The following is a 19296-nucleotide window of genomic DNA, read 5'->3' on the forward strand; positions in this document are numbered from 1 at the left end:
ATTCGCATCTTCTACTCCGCACGATTTCTGATACATGTCATGGTGGAGATCGAATAATTCTTTGCCAAGAGGCGTGTTCGGAAGTGAATCTCGTTAACTTAATCATTTTGTTGTACTGATCTACCCGTCTTCGCCGATCATTTGCAGCTCAATTTGTTTCATTTCATAAAAATATCCCTTTTGCTCCATCAGCTCTAAATACGTGCCCGCTTCAATGACTCTGCCTTGGTCCATCACCAAAATCCGGTCCATCTCTTCCAAGCCGGTCAGCCGATGGCAAATCAGAAGAAGCGTATCGTTAACCGCTTGCGCCAACAGATGCCGAAAAACACGCTGCTCCGTAACGTAATCCAGTGAAGACGTCGGTTCGTCCAGAAGCCATAACCGTCCTTCTCGGAGCATCGCCCGGGCCAAGGCTAAGCGCTGCTTCTCTCCATCCGACAAGTTCTCCCCTTTTTCATATACCATATCGTCCAGGGACTTATTCGGCAGCTGTACTTTATCCAGCATAACCGACAACGCCTGATCGGAATGATGTTCCTCATTCAACAGCAGGTTGTCCCGAACGGTGCCCCGAAAGAAATGACTGTGCTGCAGCACTACCTTTGAGGCTTGCCAAATGCTCGCTTCATCCAGTTCCTTAATCGAAGTATCATTTAAACAAATCTGGCCGTCTGTCGGTGTGCGCAGCTTGAGAAGCAATTCGATGATGGTTGTTTTCCCTGATCCGCTCGGCCCGACAATGGCGGTTTTAGATCCGGACGGAAGATATAGGGAAATGTCTTTCAGCGCTGGACGCCATTCGTCTTCATATTGAAATGAAACACCGCTCAGCTCAATGGAAACGGCTTTCTCGACGGAGAGGACACCGCATGGCTGCGGCGGCTGCTTATCTGCGGCATGAACCGTTTCCGCAAGACGAGCTGCCGCATGTTCACTATCCAGCTTATAAGCAGGCAGTGTGGCCATTGGCGCTGCTTCTTCAAACACCGTAAGCGAAGCCATGACCAGCATGGCAAGAAATACGCCAGCAAGCGAGCCGTCCATAATCAAATAGGCGCCAAGAATCAGTACGCCCCACGAAATCAGGTACGTTACAAAAACATGCAGTGATTGCCCGCGCAGCAAGTGCCGGGCTGCCGCTTGCTGTTCCGCTGCCAATGCGGCGGAGGTACGCTGCAGCTGCTGCTCGCGCTTGTTCATTTGCCCGTATACTTTCAAATCGCGGAAACCGTAAAGCAGTTCGGTCACTTCTGTGGAAAGCGCCGCTCGCTCTTGGCGAACGCGGCCATATATCCTTCTCTGTCCAAGAAGAACAAGTGCAGGAACCACAAAAGCCGTTGCCAGCATCCCCAGCACAAACAAACAGGCAATCCAGAATGAAAAGGCGGAAGTAAACAAAACCGTAGCCAGAAAGACCATGACAACAATGACAGGCGGATAGGCGACACGCAGAAAGTAATGCTGTAAGCTCTCAACATCCCCGACGATCCGTGCGAGCAGTTCTCCGCTCCGTTTTTTGCCCAATATCCCTGGCGTCAAAGGAACAAGCTTGGCAAAAAAGGATGTACGCAAACGGCTGAGCAGAGAAAATGTCGCCCGATGGGAATACAAGCGTTCCGCATAGCGGCTTGCCGCCCGCAGCAGACCAAGTATTTTTACCAGGGACGTCAGCACAATCAAGGTATAGAGCGGCGGGGCAAATACAGTCTGGGAGATCAGATACCCGCTTGCGGCGAAGAGGCATACACCTGCGATGCCGGCAACGAATCCTCCGATGATGGCGATGGCAATATCCTTCCGTTCTTGAATCATCGCCTTGGTTAAAATAGCCAGCTCATTCATGCGAGTCCCCCTTTCCGCTGGACATCCACCATTTCAGCATATTGGGGCAGACGCGCTAGAAGCTCATCATGGCGCCCGCTGTCCAGCAGCACTCCGTTGTCCATAAACAATATCCGGTCGGCATGCCGTATCGTGTACAAGCGGTGCGCCACGGTAATCATGGTCGCTTTGCTTGCAAGCTCGGCAATGGACCGCTGTAAGACGCGTTCGGTGTGCAAGTCTAATCCGACGGTGGGTTCATCAAACAAAATAACGGCAGGCCGCTTCAAAAAAGCACGCGCCAGCGCTAGCCTCTGCTTCTCGCCGCCCGACAACCCCCGGCCCCCTTCGCCGACAAAGGTGTCATAGCCCTGCTCCAACTCGGCTGCAACCGCAGCTAGTCCGGCGGCCTCCGCCGCCTGCACGACTTCGCCCCTGGAGGCTTCCCTGCCCGCACCAATCGCAATATTGTCGGCAAATGTTCCGGCAAAAATATACGGATGCTGGGTAATGTAGCTAACATGATCAAACCAGTGAGCCTCATCGTACCCCGCAAGCGGACGTCCGTTCACCAGCACTTCTCCCGACGTCGGCGCAAGCAGCCCGGCAATCACATGCAGCAAGGTGGTTTTACCGGATCCGCTTTTACCGACGATGGCGATTTGCTCCCCTGGTCCAAACGACATGGAGCCGGCTGCAAGCTCGAACGAATCCGGCGCATACCGAAACCGGACATCCCTCAGTTCGATGGATGGCGGCATTCGAATCAAACCCAAGTCGGCTTTCTCAGGCTTATCCGCCGTATCCATCTGATCACCCCTGTTTGTCCTGTCCTTTTTCCCGGCGCCCTCTTGCCCATCTGTCACTGCTCCTGCTTCCCTTGTTTCCGTGAGCATCTCCTCTACTTTTCGGACAGCCCCCATGCTGGTACGACCGCTATGAAAAGCAGTTCCCGTGTTTTTTAGCAGGCTATAAAACTCGGGCACCAGCAGCAGGATCAAAAAGGCAATGTGGAAGGAAAGCGATTTGAAAACTAGCAGCTGCAGCGCCAGCTCAAGCGCGACAACGCCAATGCTAAGCATAACGATGGATTCCAGCATGAAGGTGTTGGTAAACGCAATCCGTAAAATGCCCATCGTTGCATCCCGATAGCCCAGGCTGCTGCGTTCAATTTCCTGTTGCTGATGATCTGTCCGACCAAACAGTTTGAGCGAAACCAGCCCTTGAAGAGAGTCGAGAAATGTACCGGAAAACTCGGCTAGCTGTGCGAATTTCACCTCCGATTTGTTCTTCGTTTTCAGCCCCACAAGCACCATAAAAATAGGGATAAAGGGGGCGGTAACCAGCATAATCAAACCGGAATTCATATGCTTAGTAAAAACAATGACCAGAATCAGGACGGGAATGATGGCGGCTTCTATCATACGCGGCATATACTGGCTGAAATAACTGTCCGCCTCATCCACCGCATCCAGCGCCACACTGACCTTTCCGCCCGTTTGTCCACGAAGCGTTGAAGCTACGGAAGCATGGGCCAGCTTACGCAGCACCGCTGCTCGCATCTCCGTCTTGGCGCTTGCAGCCATGTGCAAGCCAATGATCCCGTTTCCATAAGACAGCAGCGTCCGCGCAGCCATCACAGCCAGCAATGCGCCAAGTATGACAACAACCGACGAAAAGGAAGCCCGCTGCACAAAAATCCTCTGGACCGCTTCGGCGAGCAGCGCGGCTTGGCCTATCATGGCTGCACCGAGCGCAAGCGACATGAACCCCAAGAGAATCAAACGATTCCTTTGCGCGGACATTTGCTGAGACAGCAGACTGGTTTTCCCCTTCAAGTAACTCCCCTCCTTTATACCAAACCACTGCAAGGTACTCCTAAATGAAGTGATACCCACGCACGATTATTATTTTTTGCCTTTTACATAATCCGCATCAAACAGGAATAGCCTGAAGACCAGTATAAGGGACGGAATCAGCAGGCAGAGGCCTCCGATAAAGGCCGCCACAAGCGCAGCACCCATCGACTCATGCGTGGCTCCGCTTTGAATGGTAATGTACGGATCCAGAATATAAGGATATTGCCCGATACCGTATGCAAAAAATGCACAGAAAAATTGCAGCATGACACAAATAAAAGCGAGTCCGTAGCGGCGTCCTTTGTACAGCAGCCAAATGGCTATCATGAAAAAACCAACGGAAAGCGCCAGCAGCCACCATAAATCCATCATGTTTTGAAAATGCCGCTCATTATGTTGACTGAGGAAAATAAATGCCGTGAGCGCGGCAATAATGGTTGGCGTACTCCAGAACAGGGCATATGTCCGCACCAGCTTTAGCGCTGGCTGATCGTCCGCTCGGGAGGCGTAGAAGGCCAGGAACGACCCGCTTATAAACAGTACCGATACGATGGCCAATGCGACGATGCTCCACGACAACGGGCTCGTCATCAGCGTCCAATATTCCAGAGAAACAGCTCCACCTCTTTCCACAATAAAGCCGCCTTCGGAAAGCGTTAATGCTACCGACAAGGAAGCCGGAATGAGCAAACCTGTGGCCCCATATAAAAACAGATACACGATGTTTTCTTTGGAGCCGTAATTTTCAAACGCGTAAAAGGAGCCGCGGATCGCCAGCAGAATAATGGCGATGCTTCCCGGTATAAGCAGCGCAGAGCCATAATAATAGGCCGTGTCCGGGAAAAAACCGACGATGCCGATAAAGAAAAAAACAAAAAACACATTGGTAATCTCCCAGACCGGCGATAAATAACGGGATATCAATCGATTGATCAGGTGGTCCTGCTTCGTCAGACGGGCATAGAAGGCAAAAAAACCGGCGCCGTAATCAATGGAAGCTATAATTAAATAGCCGTATAAAAACAGCCAAAGAACAGAGATGCCTATCAACTCGTAATGGATCATACCGGCTCACCCTTTCCCGTGGATTGATCGCGTTTCTCTTTCACGAACTCGTCCAGCTCGGCTTCTGCCGGTTTGTTACGGAACAAACGTCTCAGGACAAAGACACACATGGTCCCAAGAACAATATACAGTAGCAGGAAGAGGAAAAAGAGAATCCTCACATTCGGCGAAGTCGTAGCCGCCTCCTCTACGCGCATATATCCGCGGATAATCCACGGCTGCCGCCCGAGCTCCGCATAGAACCAGCCCATTTCAACGCCCAAAAATGCGAGAGGCGCACTAAAAACAATGGCCCGAAGCAGCCACTTGTTGAGCTCATTGCGTCTCTTCCAGAACAAAAACAGGAAATACAGGACCGCAACGGCTAACATAACAAAACCGATCCCGGCCATGAAATCAAACAAATAATGGACAAGCAGAGGCGGCCTTTCATCAAGCGGAAACTCCTCCAGCCCCTTTACCTCGGCATCAAAGTCCCCAAAGGCCAGGAAGCTGAGCGCTTTCGGAATGTGGATGGCTCCCATTACCTTCTGCTCCGCATTAAGCCAGCCCAGTAATATCAAATCCGCACCGCTTTCCGTTTCAAAATGCCATTCTGCGGCCGCCAGCTTCTCCGGTTGATGCTCCGCCAAAAACTTGGCCGACATATCCCCGGCTAAGGTTGTCAGCAAGCTGAACACCAGAACAACCGCCATCATGAGCTTCAATGCTTTCTTGTAATATGCCGAGGGCCCTTTTCTCAGAATAACGTAGGCTGCGATTCCCGCCAGCAGGGCAGCTCCCGTCAAATAGGCCGAGGTTAGTACATGGAATACTTTTGAAGGCGTCGCCGTATTCAACATCGCTTGCAGCGGGTTAACCGCCGTAAAGTGGCCTGCCTCCATGACAAAGCCTCCAGGCTGATTCATGAATCCGTTCACCGTCGTAATAAAAACAGCGGACATGCCTGCCCCGGCAACAATCGGAATCGTCAGCAGCCAATGGATATACGGGTTGCGGAACCGATCCCACGTGTACATATATATCCCCAGGAAAATGGCTTCAAAAAAGAATGCAAAAACCTCCATAAATAACGGGAGCGCGATAACATTCCCCGCCACTTGCATAAAGTTCGGCCAAACAAGCGCGAGCAGCAAGGAGATCGCCGTTCCAGTCACCACGCCAACCGCCACCGAAATAACGAATCCTCGCGTCCATCTTTTGGCCATGAGCATGTAATGGGGATCCTTTTTACGTATACCGACAAATTCGGCAATGGCAATCATTAACGGAACACCGACGCCAACCGTGGCAAAAATGACATGAAACGCCAAGGTTAGCCCTGTCAGCCATTTGCTCCACAGCACCGTATCTATAACCACGAGATACTGCCTCCTTTCAAACCCTGTTCATTCGTTGATCGGGATTGACCCTAATAAGTACATACCCGATATTTAAACGTTATTATAACGAAGCAATGTCTCAAATGAATCACGAAAGCCTCTCGTTCAAAAAACAATCGTATCTTTCCGACAACTCGGTGAAAAACAAAAAAATCACTCCATCGAGTCATTGTACTATTAACCGATGTATGGTATTTGAAGCTGCATGCTTATCTACTCATACACTCGATAAAAAGAAAAAGTCCCCGTAAATACGGGGACCAGGCACTCTTCTTTGAATGAAACAACTGACTATTCTGCAGGTATAACCGTAGATTCTCTCACGATAAGTTCAGGGTCAATCCGAACATTGCCCCCGCGTTTCATCGTACCATCCATACGCTTCAGCAGCATTTCCGCTGCGGCAAGCCCAATCCGGTCAGTAGGCTGCCGGACCGTTGTCAAATGGGGGCGCAGCTTGGATGAGATATACTGATCGTCATAGCCGACAATGGCTACCTGTTCTGGAATCCGGATGCCTTCTTCCAGAAGAGCGTTTATGACCCCGAGCGCGATATTGTCATCGCCTGCGAATACGGCGGAAGGAAGTCGCCCTTCCTGCAGCCATTTGCGGCAGATATCATAACCAAAGTCGATTTCGAAATCGCCCGTAATCATTTCGAACGGCGCCAGGCTCTTTTCCTTAAGTGCCTGCAGAAAGCCGCTTCGGCGTTCCCTCGTACTGCGGAACATATCCTGCCCGCTTAAATGCGCAATGGAAGTATGGCCGAGATCGAGCAGGTGCTTCGTTGCGGTATAACCGCCTTTGTAGTTGTCTATGGTGACGGAAAAAGCGTCATTATCCGGCTTCTGGTTGTCAATCAGAACATACGGGATATTGCGCCGTTTCAATTCCACGATATAGTTGTCTTCTTCCATTGGAGAGAGCAGAATCAGTCCGTCCACGCGGTCTTCCTGAATCAGATAATGGGCTTCGTCAGAGCCTATGCCCGTAGAGACCGAAATGGCCAGGAAATAACCGTGAAGTGCCAGCACTTCATTCAACTCCTTGACCACAGCGTCGAAGAAGGAGTCCTGAAGGGTGGTCACGATCAAACCGACAATCCCTGTCTTACCGCGGGCTAAACTCCGAGCGGCAGCATTAGGACGGTAATCAAGCTCCTTGATGGCTTCCAGAACCTTTTGTCTGTTTTTCTCTCGAACAGATTCGGCGCCGTTTAAGACACGTGAAACCGTTACAACGGACAGGCCTGATTTTTTTGCTACGTCAAATATACTAACCTTCATTGTTTATACTCCTTGCGGCGGATTTTCCGTACGTTTACATTGGCTTAACACTAGTATACATGGACGGAGGCCTGGCCGCGAAGCTAAATTAACAGATGCACCGCCCCTTTCGGGGCGGTACCATAGTCTGCATTAACGTTTGATAATTTCCATGACTTTTTTCTGAATCGTTGGCATCACTTCTTCAACGGTTTTGTGTCCGGTATCGATCGGCTGCATTTCGTTGATGAACATGTCATTGATTTGCGAGTAGTTGGTGATCAAGTGATTATAGGATTCAAAGCCGTATTTCACAGCGCCTTCATAAACCTTTTTCACATCTTCCGGATCGATGCCCTCAAAATGCTTGTAATAAGCTTCAGCTGCCTTCGTATTGACAGGTGGATTGCCGCCGCTCAGGTCAATGGATTTTTCCTGAACTTCTTCGCTGACCAGATATTTGATCCATTCAAAAGCTTCCTTCGGATGCTTGGAACCTTTCAGAATAAAGAGTGGATCGACGAACAGCACGCTGCGGATCTTGTCGTTGCCGCCAGCAGGAACTGCAGCCACGCCGACCTCGAACGGAAAGTCATTGGAGCCTGCAAGGCTCCAGGAGCCGCTGACGGTCATGCCAACCTTGCCGGTTACGAACGCATCGCCATTTTGCCCGGCTACGCTCTTACTCCATTCCGTCGTCGGGGAAACCTTATCCTTCAAAATCAGGTCAAATAGTTTGTTGTAGGTTGCCATCACTTCAGGAGAATCAAAATGAGTCTCCGAAGGCACGCCGCCGTTGGTCCAGGTATCCTGGGAGTAAGGCTCAACGCCGAAATACAGCGGGCGCATATCGCGTTCGGACCATGTGAAGTCGACGCCATACTGTGTTTTAGCGATATCGTCGGATACATGCGTCATTTTCTTGGCTTCTTCAACCATTTTGTCAAACGTCCAGCTCTTGTCCTCGTAATCGCTTGGAGGATAAGGAACATTGGCAGCATCGAACATATCTTTGTTATAGAGCATGAGGGTCACATACATATTGACCGGAATCCCGTATACATGGTCTTTGATGGTATAGATGTCCATGAGGTCTTCCGGGATGCTGTAATCGGATGCCTTAAAGCCGTCTTCCTTTATAATGTCGTTCATGTCAAGCAGCATATCTTTGTTGAAATATTCCGCAAAGCCGCCGTAGCCATAGTGGCTTGTCACGTCAGGCGATTTACCGCCAGCGATCAGCGTTTGCAGTTTGCTATCAAACTGCTCGTAAGGAGCCTTTTCTATTCGGACCTTGATGTTAGGGTGTTTGGCTTCAAAGTCCGGAACCAGCTTCTCAATAAAAGTCCGGTCTTCCGAATCCATCGTGTAATGCGTAATGGTTACTTGCTCGCCTGAAGAACCGCCGCTGTCGCCTTTGCCTTCGGGAGCCACTTCTCCCGCTGATTTGCCGCCGGTGCAGCCGGACAATGCCAATACGACGAGCATGCTGAACGCAAGCAGAAGTGCATAGGTCTTTTTAATCCTTCTTTTTTTCATGAACTACAGTCCCCCATATACTCAAGTTTGTTTGCCGCCGCTGCGGCAGGGTCTTCACTTGATGCCTGTAAGTACAATTCCTTCAACAAATCGTTTCTGGGCTATCGCAAATAAGGTGACAATCGGCAGCATGGCGAGCACGGAGGCAACCATAAGCAGATGCCACGGCGGAATGCGAAACCGTGACGAGGTGAAGGAAGACATACCGACCGGAAGCGTAAATTTATCCGATGAGCTTAGGTAGAGCACGGGTGTCAGCAGGTCGTTCCAGCTGTAAATGAAGGCAAAGATGGCAACGGTTGCAAGTGCTGGACCAGACAGAGGCAAGGCAATCCGCCACCACATCCGCAGCTCGCTGCAACCGTCCATGCGTCCGGCGTCAAACAACTCATCCGGCAGCGTGGAGAAGAACTGGCGCAGCAAAAAGATGTTGTATGCCGAGCCGAAAAATGCAGGTACGATCAGCGGTAAGAACGTATCGATCCAGTTCAGCTTGGAAAAAAGAATGAACTGCGGGATCATAATCGCTGGATAAGGAAGCATCATGGTGCTGAGCATCAACATGAACCACAGGTTGCTGCCCTTACCCCGGTATCTGGCAAAGCCGTAGGCTGCCAGCGCCGACGACAACAGAGTGCCGACCACGGTCAAAGTGCCGATAATGAGACTGTTCATGTACATTTGGCCGAAGTTTAGCGTTTCGAAAATTTCCTTGTAGTTGCTCCACTGCCAGGAATCTGGTAAAAAGGTTGGAGGAAACTTCAGGAGTTCCTTCTTCGATTTCAGCGAGGTCGAAACCATGAAAAACAAAGGCAGGAGCATGAGAAAGGTAGTAACCACTAAGGCAATAAAGCTGGCAATGCTTACGACATCGATTTTGCGCCGGCGTTTATTCGTAGAAGGTGAAGCCGAAGGACTGGCTGTCGGAATGGTTCTCATTTGCGTCCGCCTCCTTCATAGTGAACATAACGGTTCGAGAATTTCATAATTAGTGCCGTAAACAGCATGACAACGATCAGCAGAACCCACGCGAGAGCGGATGAGTATCCAGCCCGGTATTCTTTGAAGGCGCTGGTGTACAGGTTGTAAACATAGAACCATGTCGAGTAGTTAGGACCGCCCTGGGTCATGACGTACGCTTGCGTAAATACCTGGAAGGAGTCAATGACACCCATAATCAGCTGGAACAACAGCACCGGTGATATCATGGGGAGTGTCACATTCAGAAAAATCCGGAAGCGCCCCGCACCGTCAAGCTTGGCGGCTTCCACGAGACTTGCAGGCACGCTCATAAGTCCTGCGAGGAACAGAATCATGCCTGAACCTACTGTCCAGAAGGACATAATCATCAGAGCGTAAAGCGCATAATCCGGACTCATAAGCCAGGACGGGCCACTGATGCCGAACCAGGACAGAACGTAGTTGAACAGACCGATCGATGGATTGAAAATCCAGTACCACAGCAGTGACATCGCCACGCCGGATACCATGCTCGGAAAATACATGGCGGTCCGGAAAAATCCGCGGAACGGTATTTTCGTATTGAGCAGGAGCGCAAACCCGAGTGCCAGCAACAGTTGGATCGGTACGCTTATAAACGTATACCGCACCGTTACCACAACGGATTTCCAAAACAGATCATCTTGAAACATTTCGGTGTAGTTCGCCAGGCCGACATATTTCGGTGGGTGGATAATGTCATAGTCCGTGAAACTGTAATAAAGGGATGACAGAATCGGATACAAGGCAAACACCAGGAAACCGATAAGCCATGGAGCGATGAAGAGGTACAAGTATAACGTCTGCCGTCGGCTTTCGCGATGGGTCACGGAAACACCAACCTTTCTTTTTATTTTGAAAATTATAACGCTTTAACTTTCAATATAAAGTTCCCCCTGTTTTCAGGGTTTCATAGGATGATGTATGTATAAAAGTTAAAGTGCTTTAATTTTCATATCCGGTCTGATGACATTATCATAGAGGATGATTTCTCAATTATCAACTGTTTTTTTGGAAAAATGAAAGCGCTGCATTGATTGCCGCTGCTGAAACCATTTGACGGGAAGTCTGCCAAAGACTGATACAGAACGGTTTGTAGCCGATATCCAGACTCTGAAACATCATGAAATTTTTGGTTGGGAAAACACCTAAGCTGGAAGGTAATCGCCCCCCTTCCAAGATCAACTTGCACAGAGGGAGCAAGTTTTGCTCTACTCATCATTTGTCACGGATATACCTGCAAGAACAACAAAAAACCTTCAATGATCGAATGACGATCATTGGAAGGTTTTTTGTTTCCCGAAGACTACCACCCTGCAGTTATTTTACTTGCGAACAACCGTATAGCCCTTATCCTTAAGCAGCTTCACAATGCCATGCTCACCCAGATAATGAGCTGACCCTACCACAATGAAATACTCTTCGTTTTTGCCGTTTTTCAAATATCCGTCGATTTTGTCTGCCATGCCGATGTTGCGGTCGATCAGCATCGCTTTGTTATATTCCTCGTCACCCGACATGCTGTTTGTTAACTCGAGCAGCTGCTCGTCATTGCCTGTTTTCCACATTTCGGCCATCTGGTTCACGCTCTCGTCCAGTACGTCGAAGTTATCGAGGGCGGTATTGAGGTTTTTCTCCTGCAGCTCCTTGGAGAAGCCATCAAACATACCCAGCTGGGATTCGTAGGATTCCAGCTCCAGAATCGGAACTTTGCGTTCGATGGCCTTCTGGATGAAATACAGGTCGATCCCAGCTGATGCTTCGTACCCGGCTTTTACGGATTTCAGACTACTGATCGTGGTTTCGGCAACCCAAGGCTTGAATGCATCGAGTGCATTCGGCTGCATGCCACTTTGCTTCAGAATTCCACCAAGCTTAGCATAGGTCTCACTGGATACATGGTCCTTCAAGGTTGTCCCATCCTGATACATTCCCAGATCCATGATCAGTTTCTGCTGCTCTTCATCAGCCGCTTTGCTGATATCAATTTCGACACCGAGATAGTCGGCCTCGGCAAATGCTTCTTCAAATTCCGGACGTAACGGGTAGAAGCTATCATCCGCGATATGCATGGAGCCTACTAGGTACACTGTATTCCCGTTGCTCTCCACTTCCCACATGAAGCCGCGGCCGCCAGCTTGTGCGGTTTCTGTTTCCTTGGAAACCAGCAGAACGGCGCGAGTCTTCGCATCCCAGCTAACCTTATAACCCGCAGCATCCCCAACAACTCGAATTGGCGCATAGGTTACGCCATTGATTTGTTTCAGTTTACCTTTTAGGGTAATGGTTTTGCCATCCACGACGACATGGATCGTGTCATCTGCTGTACCCTTCAGTTTCACGTCCAGAGCCTGAAGCGTTGTTCTGAGCGGAACAAGCGTTGTGCCCTTATCTATAATCGGTGTGCCAAGCGAATAATGAACAACTTGGTTATCCACTTTTACTGCCGGCTGTTGTTGTGGAGCCGCCATGGCAGCCCCTGCGGAAGAGAGCAAACCAACCGAAATCGCGAGGGATAATAGCATTCTTTTCCAGTTTTTCATTTATGTAATCTCCTTTATTTTCGTGTGATCTTGAAAATTCATTTTATGATTAAAGATTTATGATGATTCGCCATACCGATGGTCGGTATGGCGCCCACTAGTCTTCCACTTTTTTCTCCAGCAGCCCACAACAATACAATTAGTGCTGCCTATGCTTACATCTTATAAGCCTTCATCGCTTTTCTAAGCTCCTTGAATGTAGGACGCTTGCCGTACATCAGGACACCGGTCCGATAGATTTTCGCAGCCAGCCAACCGAAAACGAGGATGGATACAATCAGGATCGCCAGCGAAAGCAGGATCTCCCAGAATGGGATACTGCCAAGGCCGATACGAACCAGAATCGTGGTCGGCGAGATGAACGGAATGTAGGTGGATACCTTCATCAGCATCGAATTCGGAGCGCTTAGGCTAAAGATGGCGATATAGAATGCCACCAGGGACAGCATCGTAATCGGCATGACCGCCTGCCCCAAATCCTCGGTACGGCTGACAATCGAACCGATAGCCGCGTAGAGCATCGCATACAAGAAATAGCCAAGGATGTAGAAGATTAAACCGAACACCAGCAGCATCGGGTCTATGGCTGTCAGGTCGAGATTCATGTCCTTCAATGTATCTATATTGTGCGGCAGTATCAAGTTCACAACAACTACAACTCCAAATGCCGCGATCTGGGACAGTCCCAGCAGGAACATGCCAATAACCTTACCAAACATTTGGCTCAGCGGAGATACGCTTGTAATCAAAATCTCCATAATGCGGGAGCTCTTCTCTGTTGTTACTTCCGAAGCGATCATGTTACCTGTCCCCATCAAAGTGAAGAAGAAGAGAATAATCAGTGCATACACAACAATGTAGTTAATAACCTCGGAAGCTCCTTCCTTCTCTCCGGAAGCTCCGTCAGCGTTACCTGTTTCTGTAGGATCGATACTCCGAGCGTCAATTTGAACCGGTTGATTCAGTTCATTAATCTGCGCATCGGACAAATCAAGTCCGTCTACAATGCTGCGTGTCTTTGCCACTTGCAGAACTGCTTGCAGATTGGATTGCAGTTCCGGGCTCATAGTCTCATCTTCAGAGCTGTAGACCACGGTCGGGAACGTATTGCCTTCTTGTGCTTCGAATTTCAGATAACCTTCGATTACGCCATCTTTAATATCCTTATTCAGAGCGGCTTCATCAGCCGTTTCGTATTTTACCAATTCATAGGAGGTTGTCGGCAGGTTACTCCAGGTAGTCTCCAGTTGTTCAGCGAGCGTCTGCTCCTGTCCGTATACCAGACCGATGCGGGTGGTTTCTTCGGATCCTGCCTTATCTCCCGTAAACATTTGGATCAGAAAAGGAAGATTGATCCCGATCGTAATAATGAGTGCAAAAATCAAGGTTGAAACGAGAAAGGACTTTGTTCTTATTTTATTCATGAACGTAAATCGGATAACGGTCCACATATTATTCATTGGATTCACCTACCGCCTTTATGAAGATTTGATTGAGTGTCGGCTCCTTCACTTCAAACCGATGGATCGTGCTTTGCGACATGGCTGTATTCAAAATGTTTTGTGCTGCATCAACCTGGCTGATCCGGATGGAGTAGCCATCTTCTGTTCGCTCCACAGCCGTTACGCCAGGCAGGGCTTCAAGACCCCGGACTTCACCGGACGTACCGAGCACCACTTCTTCACGAGGATACTTGGATTTGATATCCTTCAGATTCCCCTTCACTACCGTATTGGAGCGATGCAGAATGGTAATGTTCTTACACAACTCCTCAACATGTTCCATCCGGTGGGTGGAGAACAGAATGCTTGTGCCCTTGTCGCGGAGTTCTTTTACTGTTGATTTCAGAAGTTCGACGTTCACCGGATCCAGTCCGCTGAAGGCTTCGTCCAGAATCAGAATTTGCGGGTCATGAACAACCGCTGCGATAAAGCCCATTTTTTGCTGGTTACCCTTGGACAGTTCCTCAATCTTCTTATCGTAATAGTCCGGTACTTCAAACCGTTCCAGCCAATATTTCAAACTCTTATCCGCGTCTTTCGCGGACATGCCCCGCAGCTGTGCCAAGTAGGAAATCTGCTCACTGACTTTCACTTTCGGGTATAACCCGCGCTCCTCCGGCAAGTAACCCATAATGTGACGCAGTTCCTTGTTATACGGCTTTCCGTTATACAGAATTGTTCCGTCATCCGGGTAGATCAATCCAAGCACCATTCGCATGGTGGTTGTTTTGCCGGCGCCGTTCGCACCCAGCAGTCCGTAGATTTCACCTTCCTCAACCTGAAGCGAAATCCGGTTTACCGCCGTTTTGTCCGCATAAATCTTTACTACATTGTCTAATTGCAATCGTTGCATATCGTATAAACCCCTCTCTATCCTAGTTCTGCACGTTGGCAGGAATGTTTCCATCAATCCATAATCGAAGCACTTCATCCAGCTCCAGGGAACGGGTCTGAATAAACGGTATGCCTGCAGACTGCAGGATCTTCTCCACTTCCAAGCATTCCGTCGTTATAAAAGAAATCGTAGTCGCTGTCTCTTGTTTGAAACTCAGAATACCCGGCAGCTCCTCGACAATGGAGGCATCCTCTTGAATCCAGCACTCCTTCCAGTTATCCAGCAGCGAGTCCTTCTCCACCATGCCCAGCAGCTTCCCATGATGGATGAGAATGACGTAGTCCGCCAGACGACGAATTTCATCCACCACATGGGTTGAGAGCACGATTGTTGTGTCCATGGACTTCATCACTTTGTGCAGCTGATCGATCATCAGCTTCCAAGCGAAAGGATCAAGACCGGAAGAAGGTTCATCCAGCAGCAAGAACTTGGGCCTTGGCGCAAGTGCAGCGGCAATCTCAAATTTGCGTCGTTCCCCTTTGGACATCTTGCGAAGTTTTACGCCCCGCGGGACATCGAACCGGGATAACAGCTCATCGAAAAAATAACCGTCCCAAGTGTCATACCAGGATGCGCGAAAGCTGGCCGCTTCATCCACCGTCATATTCTGTTCCTCTACGCTCAGTTGTTCAGGTACGAAGCCCATTTGTTTACGGATGGAGACGGGAAGCTCTCCCCGATAAGACTCGCCGAACCAAGTAATCTCCCCTTCGTCCGGAAACACGGTCTGCATCATCATGTTCAGCAAGGTGCTTTTCCCCGAGCCATTAGGCCCCACCAGAGCAACAATATATCCTTGAGGGATCGATAATTGTATCGGACCGATGGTTTTCGTTTTCCGTCGTTTAATGACATTACGAAACTCAATAACATGCGGTTCCATGGAATGTTAGCGACCTCCTTTTGTGTCATATTTTTCGCGGACAACTTCCATGAACATCTCTTTCATCTCATCTTCATTGAATTGAACGGCAAGCCCTTTATCTACAGCAGTCCTTAATGCCTCTATAACCGCATCGCGTTTATATTGTTCTCGGGCCTGGTCGCCGACACCAGCAACAAAAGTTCCCGTACCTTGTCTCGTTCGCAGCAACCCTTCATTCTCAAGATCCTGATACACCCTGCGCACCGTAATAACGCTACACTTCAGATTCCCGGCAAATTCCCTAATGGATGGCAATAGCGTTCCCTCCTCGATTTGACCGCTAATAATGAGCGAGCGCAGCTGTGTTTCAATCTGGTGATATAAAGGCTCTGCGCTATTTTCATTGATCTGTATCAGAAGTCGCACCTTTTACCACCTCGCTTTTCTAAGAACATAAACCCGTGCCATCGCATGCCATACGGATTCATCTTCATATTCTTCATGATAAATCCCGGGTCTGCTGCCGAATGCAGGTTAATTTGCTCATAAGCAGCATAGATGCCAATCCCACAATCAGGGAGCCCCACATCACCGGGGATAACAGCCCCCATTTGATGGAGGCGTCCGCTACGAATTCGAAGATGCTGTAGCCCAGCAAGCTTAGTACGGCGACCGATCCGGCAATGAGCGGATTCAGAAGAACGGTGTTCCTGAGATACACCTTGCCGCTGCACATGTTTTCCCAGTAAATAAAAGGCCCCGTTAATAAAAATCCGACACCGACCCACGTCAGCATAAAGGCGATATATTCGGGAATAGCCATCGCACTTCTTAGGTGATTCCCCATTGCGTAGATGAATCCATAAAACACGATGCTGTTGATGGCAAAAGCGATCAGGCTATTTATGATCCGACTAACAAAAATCGCGGAAGCCGGCACCGGTATGCTCCGGTAAAAGTACAGCATTCGGGTGTATGAATCCTCGTTCAAATATTTGAAGGACCTTCTGTTAAATACAAAACCTACAAAAGGAGCAAAAAGCACCATGATAAAATCGACAAATGGGTTGTTGTATTCCTCTAGATGCTCAAACTGAACGTTTATGACGTAACTCGTAGAAAGCCCCATGTACAGCATGAACAGTATCGTCCATATGAGTTGGAACTTATCGCTTGCGAAGTCTTTCTTCACGATCTTCATCGCATTATGGAAAACCTGTTGCAATGCGTCTCATCCTTTCATTCCTTCATATATTCATTTCGTTTTATCATCGCAGTCTAAGTTTCACTGTGCTTAGTGTGATTACTGTGCTCACTGTGTATATCTTTATACACAGTATATAGTGTGTATATAAACAGTGTCAATAGAAGTTGTAAAAAAACACCTGGCAGAGGTTTCCTGCCGGGTGTCACTCTCCCCTGCTGCGGCTCATTCAAGAAGCTTCCCTGCACGAGGGGAGTGTAGCCATGGAGGAGACCTGGCGTTCGCCTTTGAAACCGGAAAACATCCATTTCATCTCATCCCAGTTTCCTGGTTGGGGGCAGCGACCAGAACGGATACTCTCCCCCACCTCTGCCCACACACTCTAAACAGCCGTCAGAGCTACCTTCGGGTGTTCACCCGGACGCTGCGGCTCACTCAAGGGCTTCCCTGCTCAAGGGGAGTGTATCCGTGGTGGAGACCTGGCGTTCGCCTTTGAAACCGGGAAACAACCACCTCATCTATTCCCAAGTTTCCTGGTTGAGGGCAGCGACCGGAACGGATACACTCCCCACCACTGCCCACACACTCTAAACAGCCGTCAGAGCTACCTTCGGGTGTTCACCCGGACGCTGCGGTTCACTCAAGAGCTTCCCTGCTCAAGGGGAGTGTAGCCGTGGAGGAGACCTGACGATCGCCTTTGAAACCGGGAAACAACCACCTCATCTATTCCCAAGTTTCCTGGTTGAGGGCAGCGACCGGAACGGGTACACTCCCCACCACTGCCCTCACCGTCCTTGAATAAGCCGCCCTTCCAATTAAAAAACACCCGCCAGATTCCTCTGACGGGTGTTCTCCCTCGTTTACATTCCAAATATCACTTTCCATACAGGCTGAGTATGCCCGCCCGGATATAACAGGTACAGCAAGGTATACACGGCTACGCCGGTAATGGCGGTAAAGAACCAGATGATCGACGTAACTCTGCCCCACTTTCGGTGCTTGGAATACTTCTCCTTAAAGCCGAGGGTCAATGTCGTGATCCCAAAGACCGCTGCTACGGTAGCCAGTACAATGTGGAAGACCAGGAATACCTGATAATACGGCTTTAGATCATCGGGACCACCCCATGACGTGTTGCCGATGAATACGGTGCGCGAGGAATAGATGATAAAGAAGATGACAGCCGCGACGGCCGCCCAGATCATCACTTTCTTGTGGGCTTCGCGCTTCCCTTTAATAATAAGACCCCAGCCAATCGCTACCAGCACGGCGCTGATGACAATAAACGTTGTACTGACCGTGGGAAATATAAAAAACCAATCCATATGGATCCCCCTTCAATAATCCTGTTACGCCTGATTGAGCTTGCCGGGAGGAATCTCGCCAGGCAAAGGATCGTCTTCCTGATTTTCTCGTTTGTACCAATGAAAGAACACATAGGCCAGCATCGAAGCAAAAATAATCTCTTGGAAAAACTTCATGATGATCCCGCCCACTCGCTGGTCAATCGCAGGCTCCAGATAACCGAAGAACTCAGGTCCGCCGAATTGACTAAGCAACGCCGAGGTATCGCCAGCTACGCAGTACCCCATCGCCTTTGCCCATACCACCGGATCGCTATAAGTTGCGTACATCGGCTCGCTCGAGAAAATAATGAGCGCACATGCCGGTGTCAGCAAGACCATATTGAGAAAGATATACCCCATTTTCAAAAGCCCTGAGGACTTGTCCTTCTCCGGGATCGGGTTAATAATGGCCCACCACATCAGCAGTGAAGCGATGAATAGGATCAGATAATACAGACGGTGCACCCAGAAATTCAACATAACAAAATCATGGATAACTGGGACATGGTAAAAAGAAAACAAACCGTTAAACAGAACCGCGGCCACAATCGGACGCGCAAGGAAACCGAGCTTCTTAAACGGATTAACCTTATCGAAGGCACGCCACATCCAAACAGGAATACCCAGAATCAAGAGTGGCACCGCCATTAAATAGGACATTGCCATACTGACCATATGGAACGAGAACATCGTATGCCCCAGCAGATCAATGGGGCCACCCTGTGCAAGATAGAACGAAAGCATACCACCTACAAACAGTGTTTTCCTTCCAGCGGAAACCGGAGCACTCCCTTCGAATCGATTGCTCAGCGGCCCGGTCAACAGGAAGTAACCTGCTGTTACGAGCAGCATAAATGCCAGGAACAAGGGACTCCATATATCTGCAAAACTAAAATATTCTAAGCCTAGCATACAAAAACCTCCCCATAACGGGTTAAATTCTGTCCAAATTGTGACACCTACCTACGATTTAAAAAAAGAGGGGGCTGAAAGTAGCCCACCTCTTT

16 protein-coding genes are annotated in these 19296 nt (G+C 49.3%); all 16 read right to left on the reverse strand.

Annotation, left to right across the window (positions count from 1 at the left end; all coding sequences use genetic code 11):
- Nucleotides 1-120 precede the first annotated feature (120 nt).
- Nucleotides 121-1845: a thiol reductant ABC exporter subunit CydC gene (cydC, locus tag ACOZB4_RS24315; RefSeq protein WP_379414413.1), complete on the reverse strand. Its 1725-nt coding sequence runs from the start codon at nt 1843-1845 to the stop codon at nt 121-123.
- Nucleotides 1842-3662, reverse strand: coding sequence for a thiol reductant ABC exporter subunit CydD (gene cydD / locus ACOZB4_RS24320; RefSeq protein ID WP_379414412.1), 1821 nt, complete (start codon nt 3660-3662; stop codon nt 1842-1844). Before cydD ends, cydC begins: the two co-directional genes overlap by 4 nt.
- Nucleotides 3663-3731: 69 nt before the next feature.
- Nucleotides 3732-4748, reverse strand: coding sequence for a cytochrome d ubiquinol oxidase subunit II (locus ACOZB4_RS24325; protein WP_215163309.1), 1017 nt, complete (start codon nt 4746-4748; stop codon nt 3732-3734).
- On the reverse strand, nt 4745-6109 hold the full coding sequence (locus ACOZB4_RS24330; protein WP_339292319.1) for a cytochrome ubiquinol oxidase subunit I: 1365 nt from the start codon (nt 6107-6109) through the stop codon (nt 4745-4747). The genes ACOZB4_RS24325 and ACOZB4_RS24330 overlap by 4 nt, the downstream gene beginning before the upstream one ends.
- Nucleotides 6110-6421: 312 nt before the next feature.
- Nucleotides 6422-7417 (reverse strand): LacI family DNA-binding transcriptional regulator, encoded by a 996-nt coding sequence (locus ACOZB4_RS24335; RefSeq protein ID WP_215163307.1) that lies wholly within the window; start codon nt 7415-7417, stop codon nt 6422-6424.
- 132 nt (nt 7418-7549) lie between these two features.
- On the reverse strand, nt 7550-8935 hold the full coding sequence (locus tag ACOZB4_RS24340) for an ABC transporter substrate-binding protein (protein WP_339270198.1): 1386 nt from the start codon (nt 8933-8935) through the stop codon (nt 7550-7552).
- Nucleotides 8936-8989: 54 nt separating this feature from the next.
- Nucleotides 8990-9874 carry a carbohydrate ABC transporter permease gene (locus ACOZB4_RS24345; RefSeq protein WP_098741848.1) on the reverse strand — a complete coding sequence of 295 codons (885 nt, stop codon included), beginning with the start codon at nt 9872-9874 and terminating at the stop codon, nt 8990-8992.
- A complete protein-coding gene (locus ACOZB4_RS24350; RefSeq protein ID WP_379414411.1) occupies nt 9871-10764 on the reverse strand; it encodes a carbohydrate ABC transporter permease in 894 nt (297 codons plus the stop codon). The genes ACOZB4_RS24345 and ACOZB4_RS24350 overlap by 4 nt, the downstream gene beginning before the upstream one ends.
- Before the next feature lie 495 nt (nt 10765-11259).
- Nucleotides 11260-12477 carry a TraB/GumN family protein gene (locus tag ACOZB4_RS24355; protein ID WP_379414410.1) on the reverse strand — a complete coding sequence of 406 codons (1218 nt, stop codon included), beginning with the start codon at nt 12475-12477 and terminating at the stop codon, nt 11260-11262.
- Nucleotides 12478-12632: 155 nt separating this feature from the next.
- A complete protein-coding gene (locus ACOZB4_RS24360; protein WP_379414409.1) occupies nt 12633-13937 on the reverse strand; it encodes an ABC transporter permease in 1305 nt (434 codons plus the stop codon).
- Complete coding sequence (locus tag ACOZB4_RS24365) at nt 13930-14832, reverse strand: ABC transporter ATP-binding protein (RefSeq protein ID WP_041621923.1); 903 nt, start codon at nt 14830-14832, stop codon at nt 13930-13932. Before ACOZB4_RS24365 ends, ACOZB4_RS24360 begins: the two co-directional genes overlap by 8 nt.
- A gap of 22 nt (nt 14833-14854) precedes the next feature.
- Nucleotides 14855-15757, reverse strand: a complete 903-nt coding sequence (locus tag ACOZB4_RS24370; RefSeq protein ID WP_098741843.1) for an ABC transporter ATP-binding protein — start codon at nt 15755-15757, stop codon at nt 14855-14857.
- Between the two features lie 6 nt (nt 15758-15763).
- Entirely contained in the window at nt 15764-16165 is a 402-nt protein-coding gene (locus tag ACOZB4_RS24375; protein ID WP_076325994.1) for a GntR family transcriptional regulator, read from the reverse strand.
- Nucleotides 16166-16238: 73 nt separating this feature from the next.
- A complete protein-coding gene (locus ACOZB4_RS24380) occupies nt 16239-16940 on the reverse strand; it encodes a hypothetical protein (protein WP_379414408.1) in 702 nt (233 codons plus the stop codon).
- An 863-nt stretch (nt 16941-17803) separates the two neighbouring features.
- Nucleotides 17804-18268: a DUF420 domain-containing protein gene (locus ACOZB4_RS24385; protein WP_339270169.1), complete on the reverse strand. Its 465-nt coding sequence runs from the start codon at nt 18266-18268 to the stop codon at nt 17804-17806.
- A gap of 24 nt (nt 18269-18292) precedes the next feature.
- Entirely contained in the window at nt 18293-19201 is a 909-nt protein-coding gene (gene ctaG, locus ACOZB4_RS24390) for a cytochrome c oxidase assembly factor CtaG (RefSeq protein ID WP_379414407.1), read from the reverse strand.
- Between the last annotated feature and the right edge of the window lie 95 nt (nt 19202-19296).

Source organism: Paenibacillus sp. NPDC058898, from assembly GCF_049316025.1.
In the GTDB taxonomy this organism is placed as follows: Bacteria; Bacillota; Bacilli; order Paenibacillales; family Paenibacillaceae; genus Paenibacillus_AQ.

Coding starts and splice junctions, on each gene's coding strand:
- ACOZB4_RS24360 (WP_379414409.1), bottom strand. CDS start 13,937: ATGAATAATATGTGGACCGTTATCCGATTTACGTTCATGAATAAAATA.
- ACOZB4_RS24340 (WP_339270198.1), bottom strand. CDS start 8,935: ATGAAAAAAAGAAGGATTAAAAAGACCTATGCACTTCTGCTTGCGTTC.
- ACOZB4_RS24370 (WP_098741843.1), bottom strand. CDS start 15,757: ATGGAACCGCATGTTATTGAGTTTCGTAATGTCATTAAACGACGGAAA.
- cydC (WP_379414413.1), bottom strand. CDS start 1,845: ATGAATGAGCTGGCTATTTTAACCAAGGCGATGATTCAAGAACGGAAG.
- ACOZB4_RS24365 (WP_041621923.1), bottom strand. CDS start 14,832: ATGCAACGATTGCAATTAGACAATGTAGTAAAGATTTATGCGGACAAA.
- ACOZB4_RS24335 (WP_215163307.1), bottom strand. CDS start 7,417: ATGAAGGTTAGTATATTTGACGTAGCAAAAAAATCAGGCCTGTCCGTT.
- ACOZB4_RS24325 (WP_215163309.1), bottom strand. CDS start 4,748: ATGATCCATTACGAGTTGATAGGCATCTCTGTTCTTTGGCTGTTTTTA.
- ACOZB4_RS24380 (WP_379414408.1), bottom strand. CDS start 16,940: ATGAAGATCGTGAAGAAAGACTTCGCAAGCGATAAGTTCCAACTCATA.
- ctaG (WP_379414407.1), bottom strand. CDS start 19,201: ATGCTAGGCTTAGAATATTTTAGTTTTGCAGATATATGGAGTCCCTTG.
- ACOZB4_RS24385 (WP_339270169.1), bottom strand. CDS start 18,268: ATGGATTGGTTTTTTATATTTCCCACGGTCAGTACAACGTTTATTGTC.
- ACOZB4_RS24345 (WP_098741848.1), bottom strand. CDS start 9,874: ATGAGAACCATTCCGACAGCCAGTCCTTCGGCTTCACCTTCTACGAAT.
- ACOZB4_RS24355 (WP_379414410.1), bottom strand. CDS start 12,477: ATGAAAAACTGGAAAAGAATGCTATTATCCCTCGCGATTTCGGTTGGT.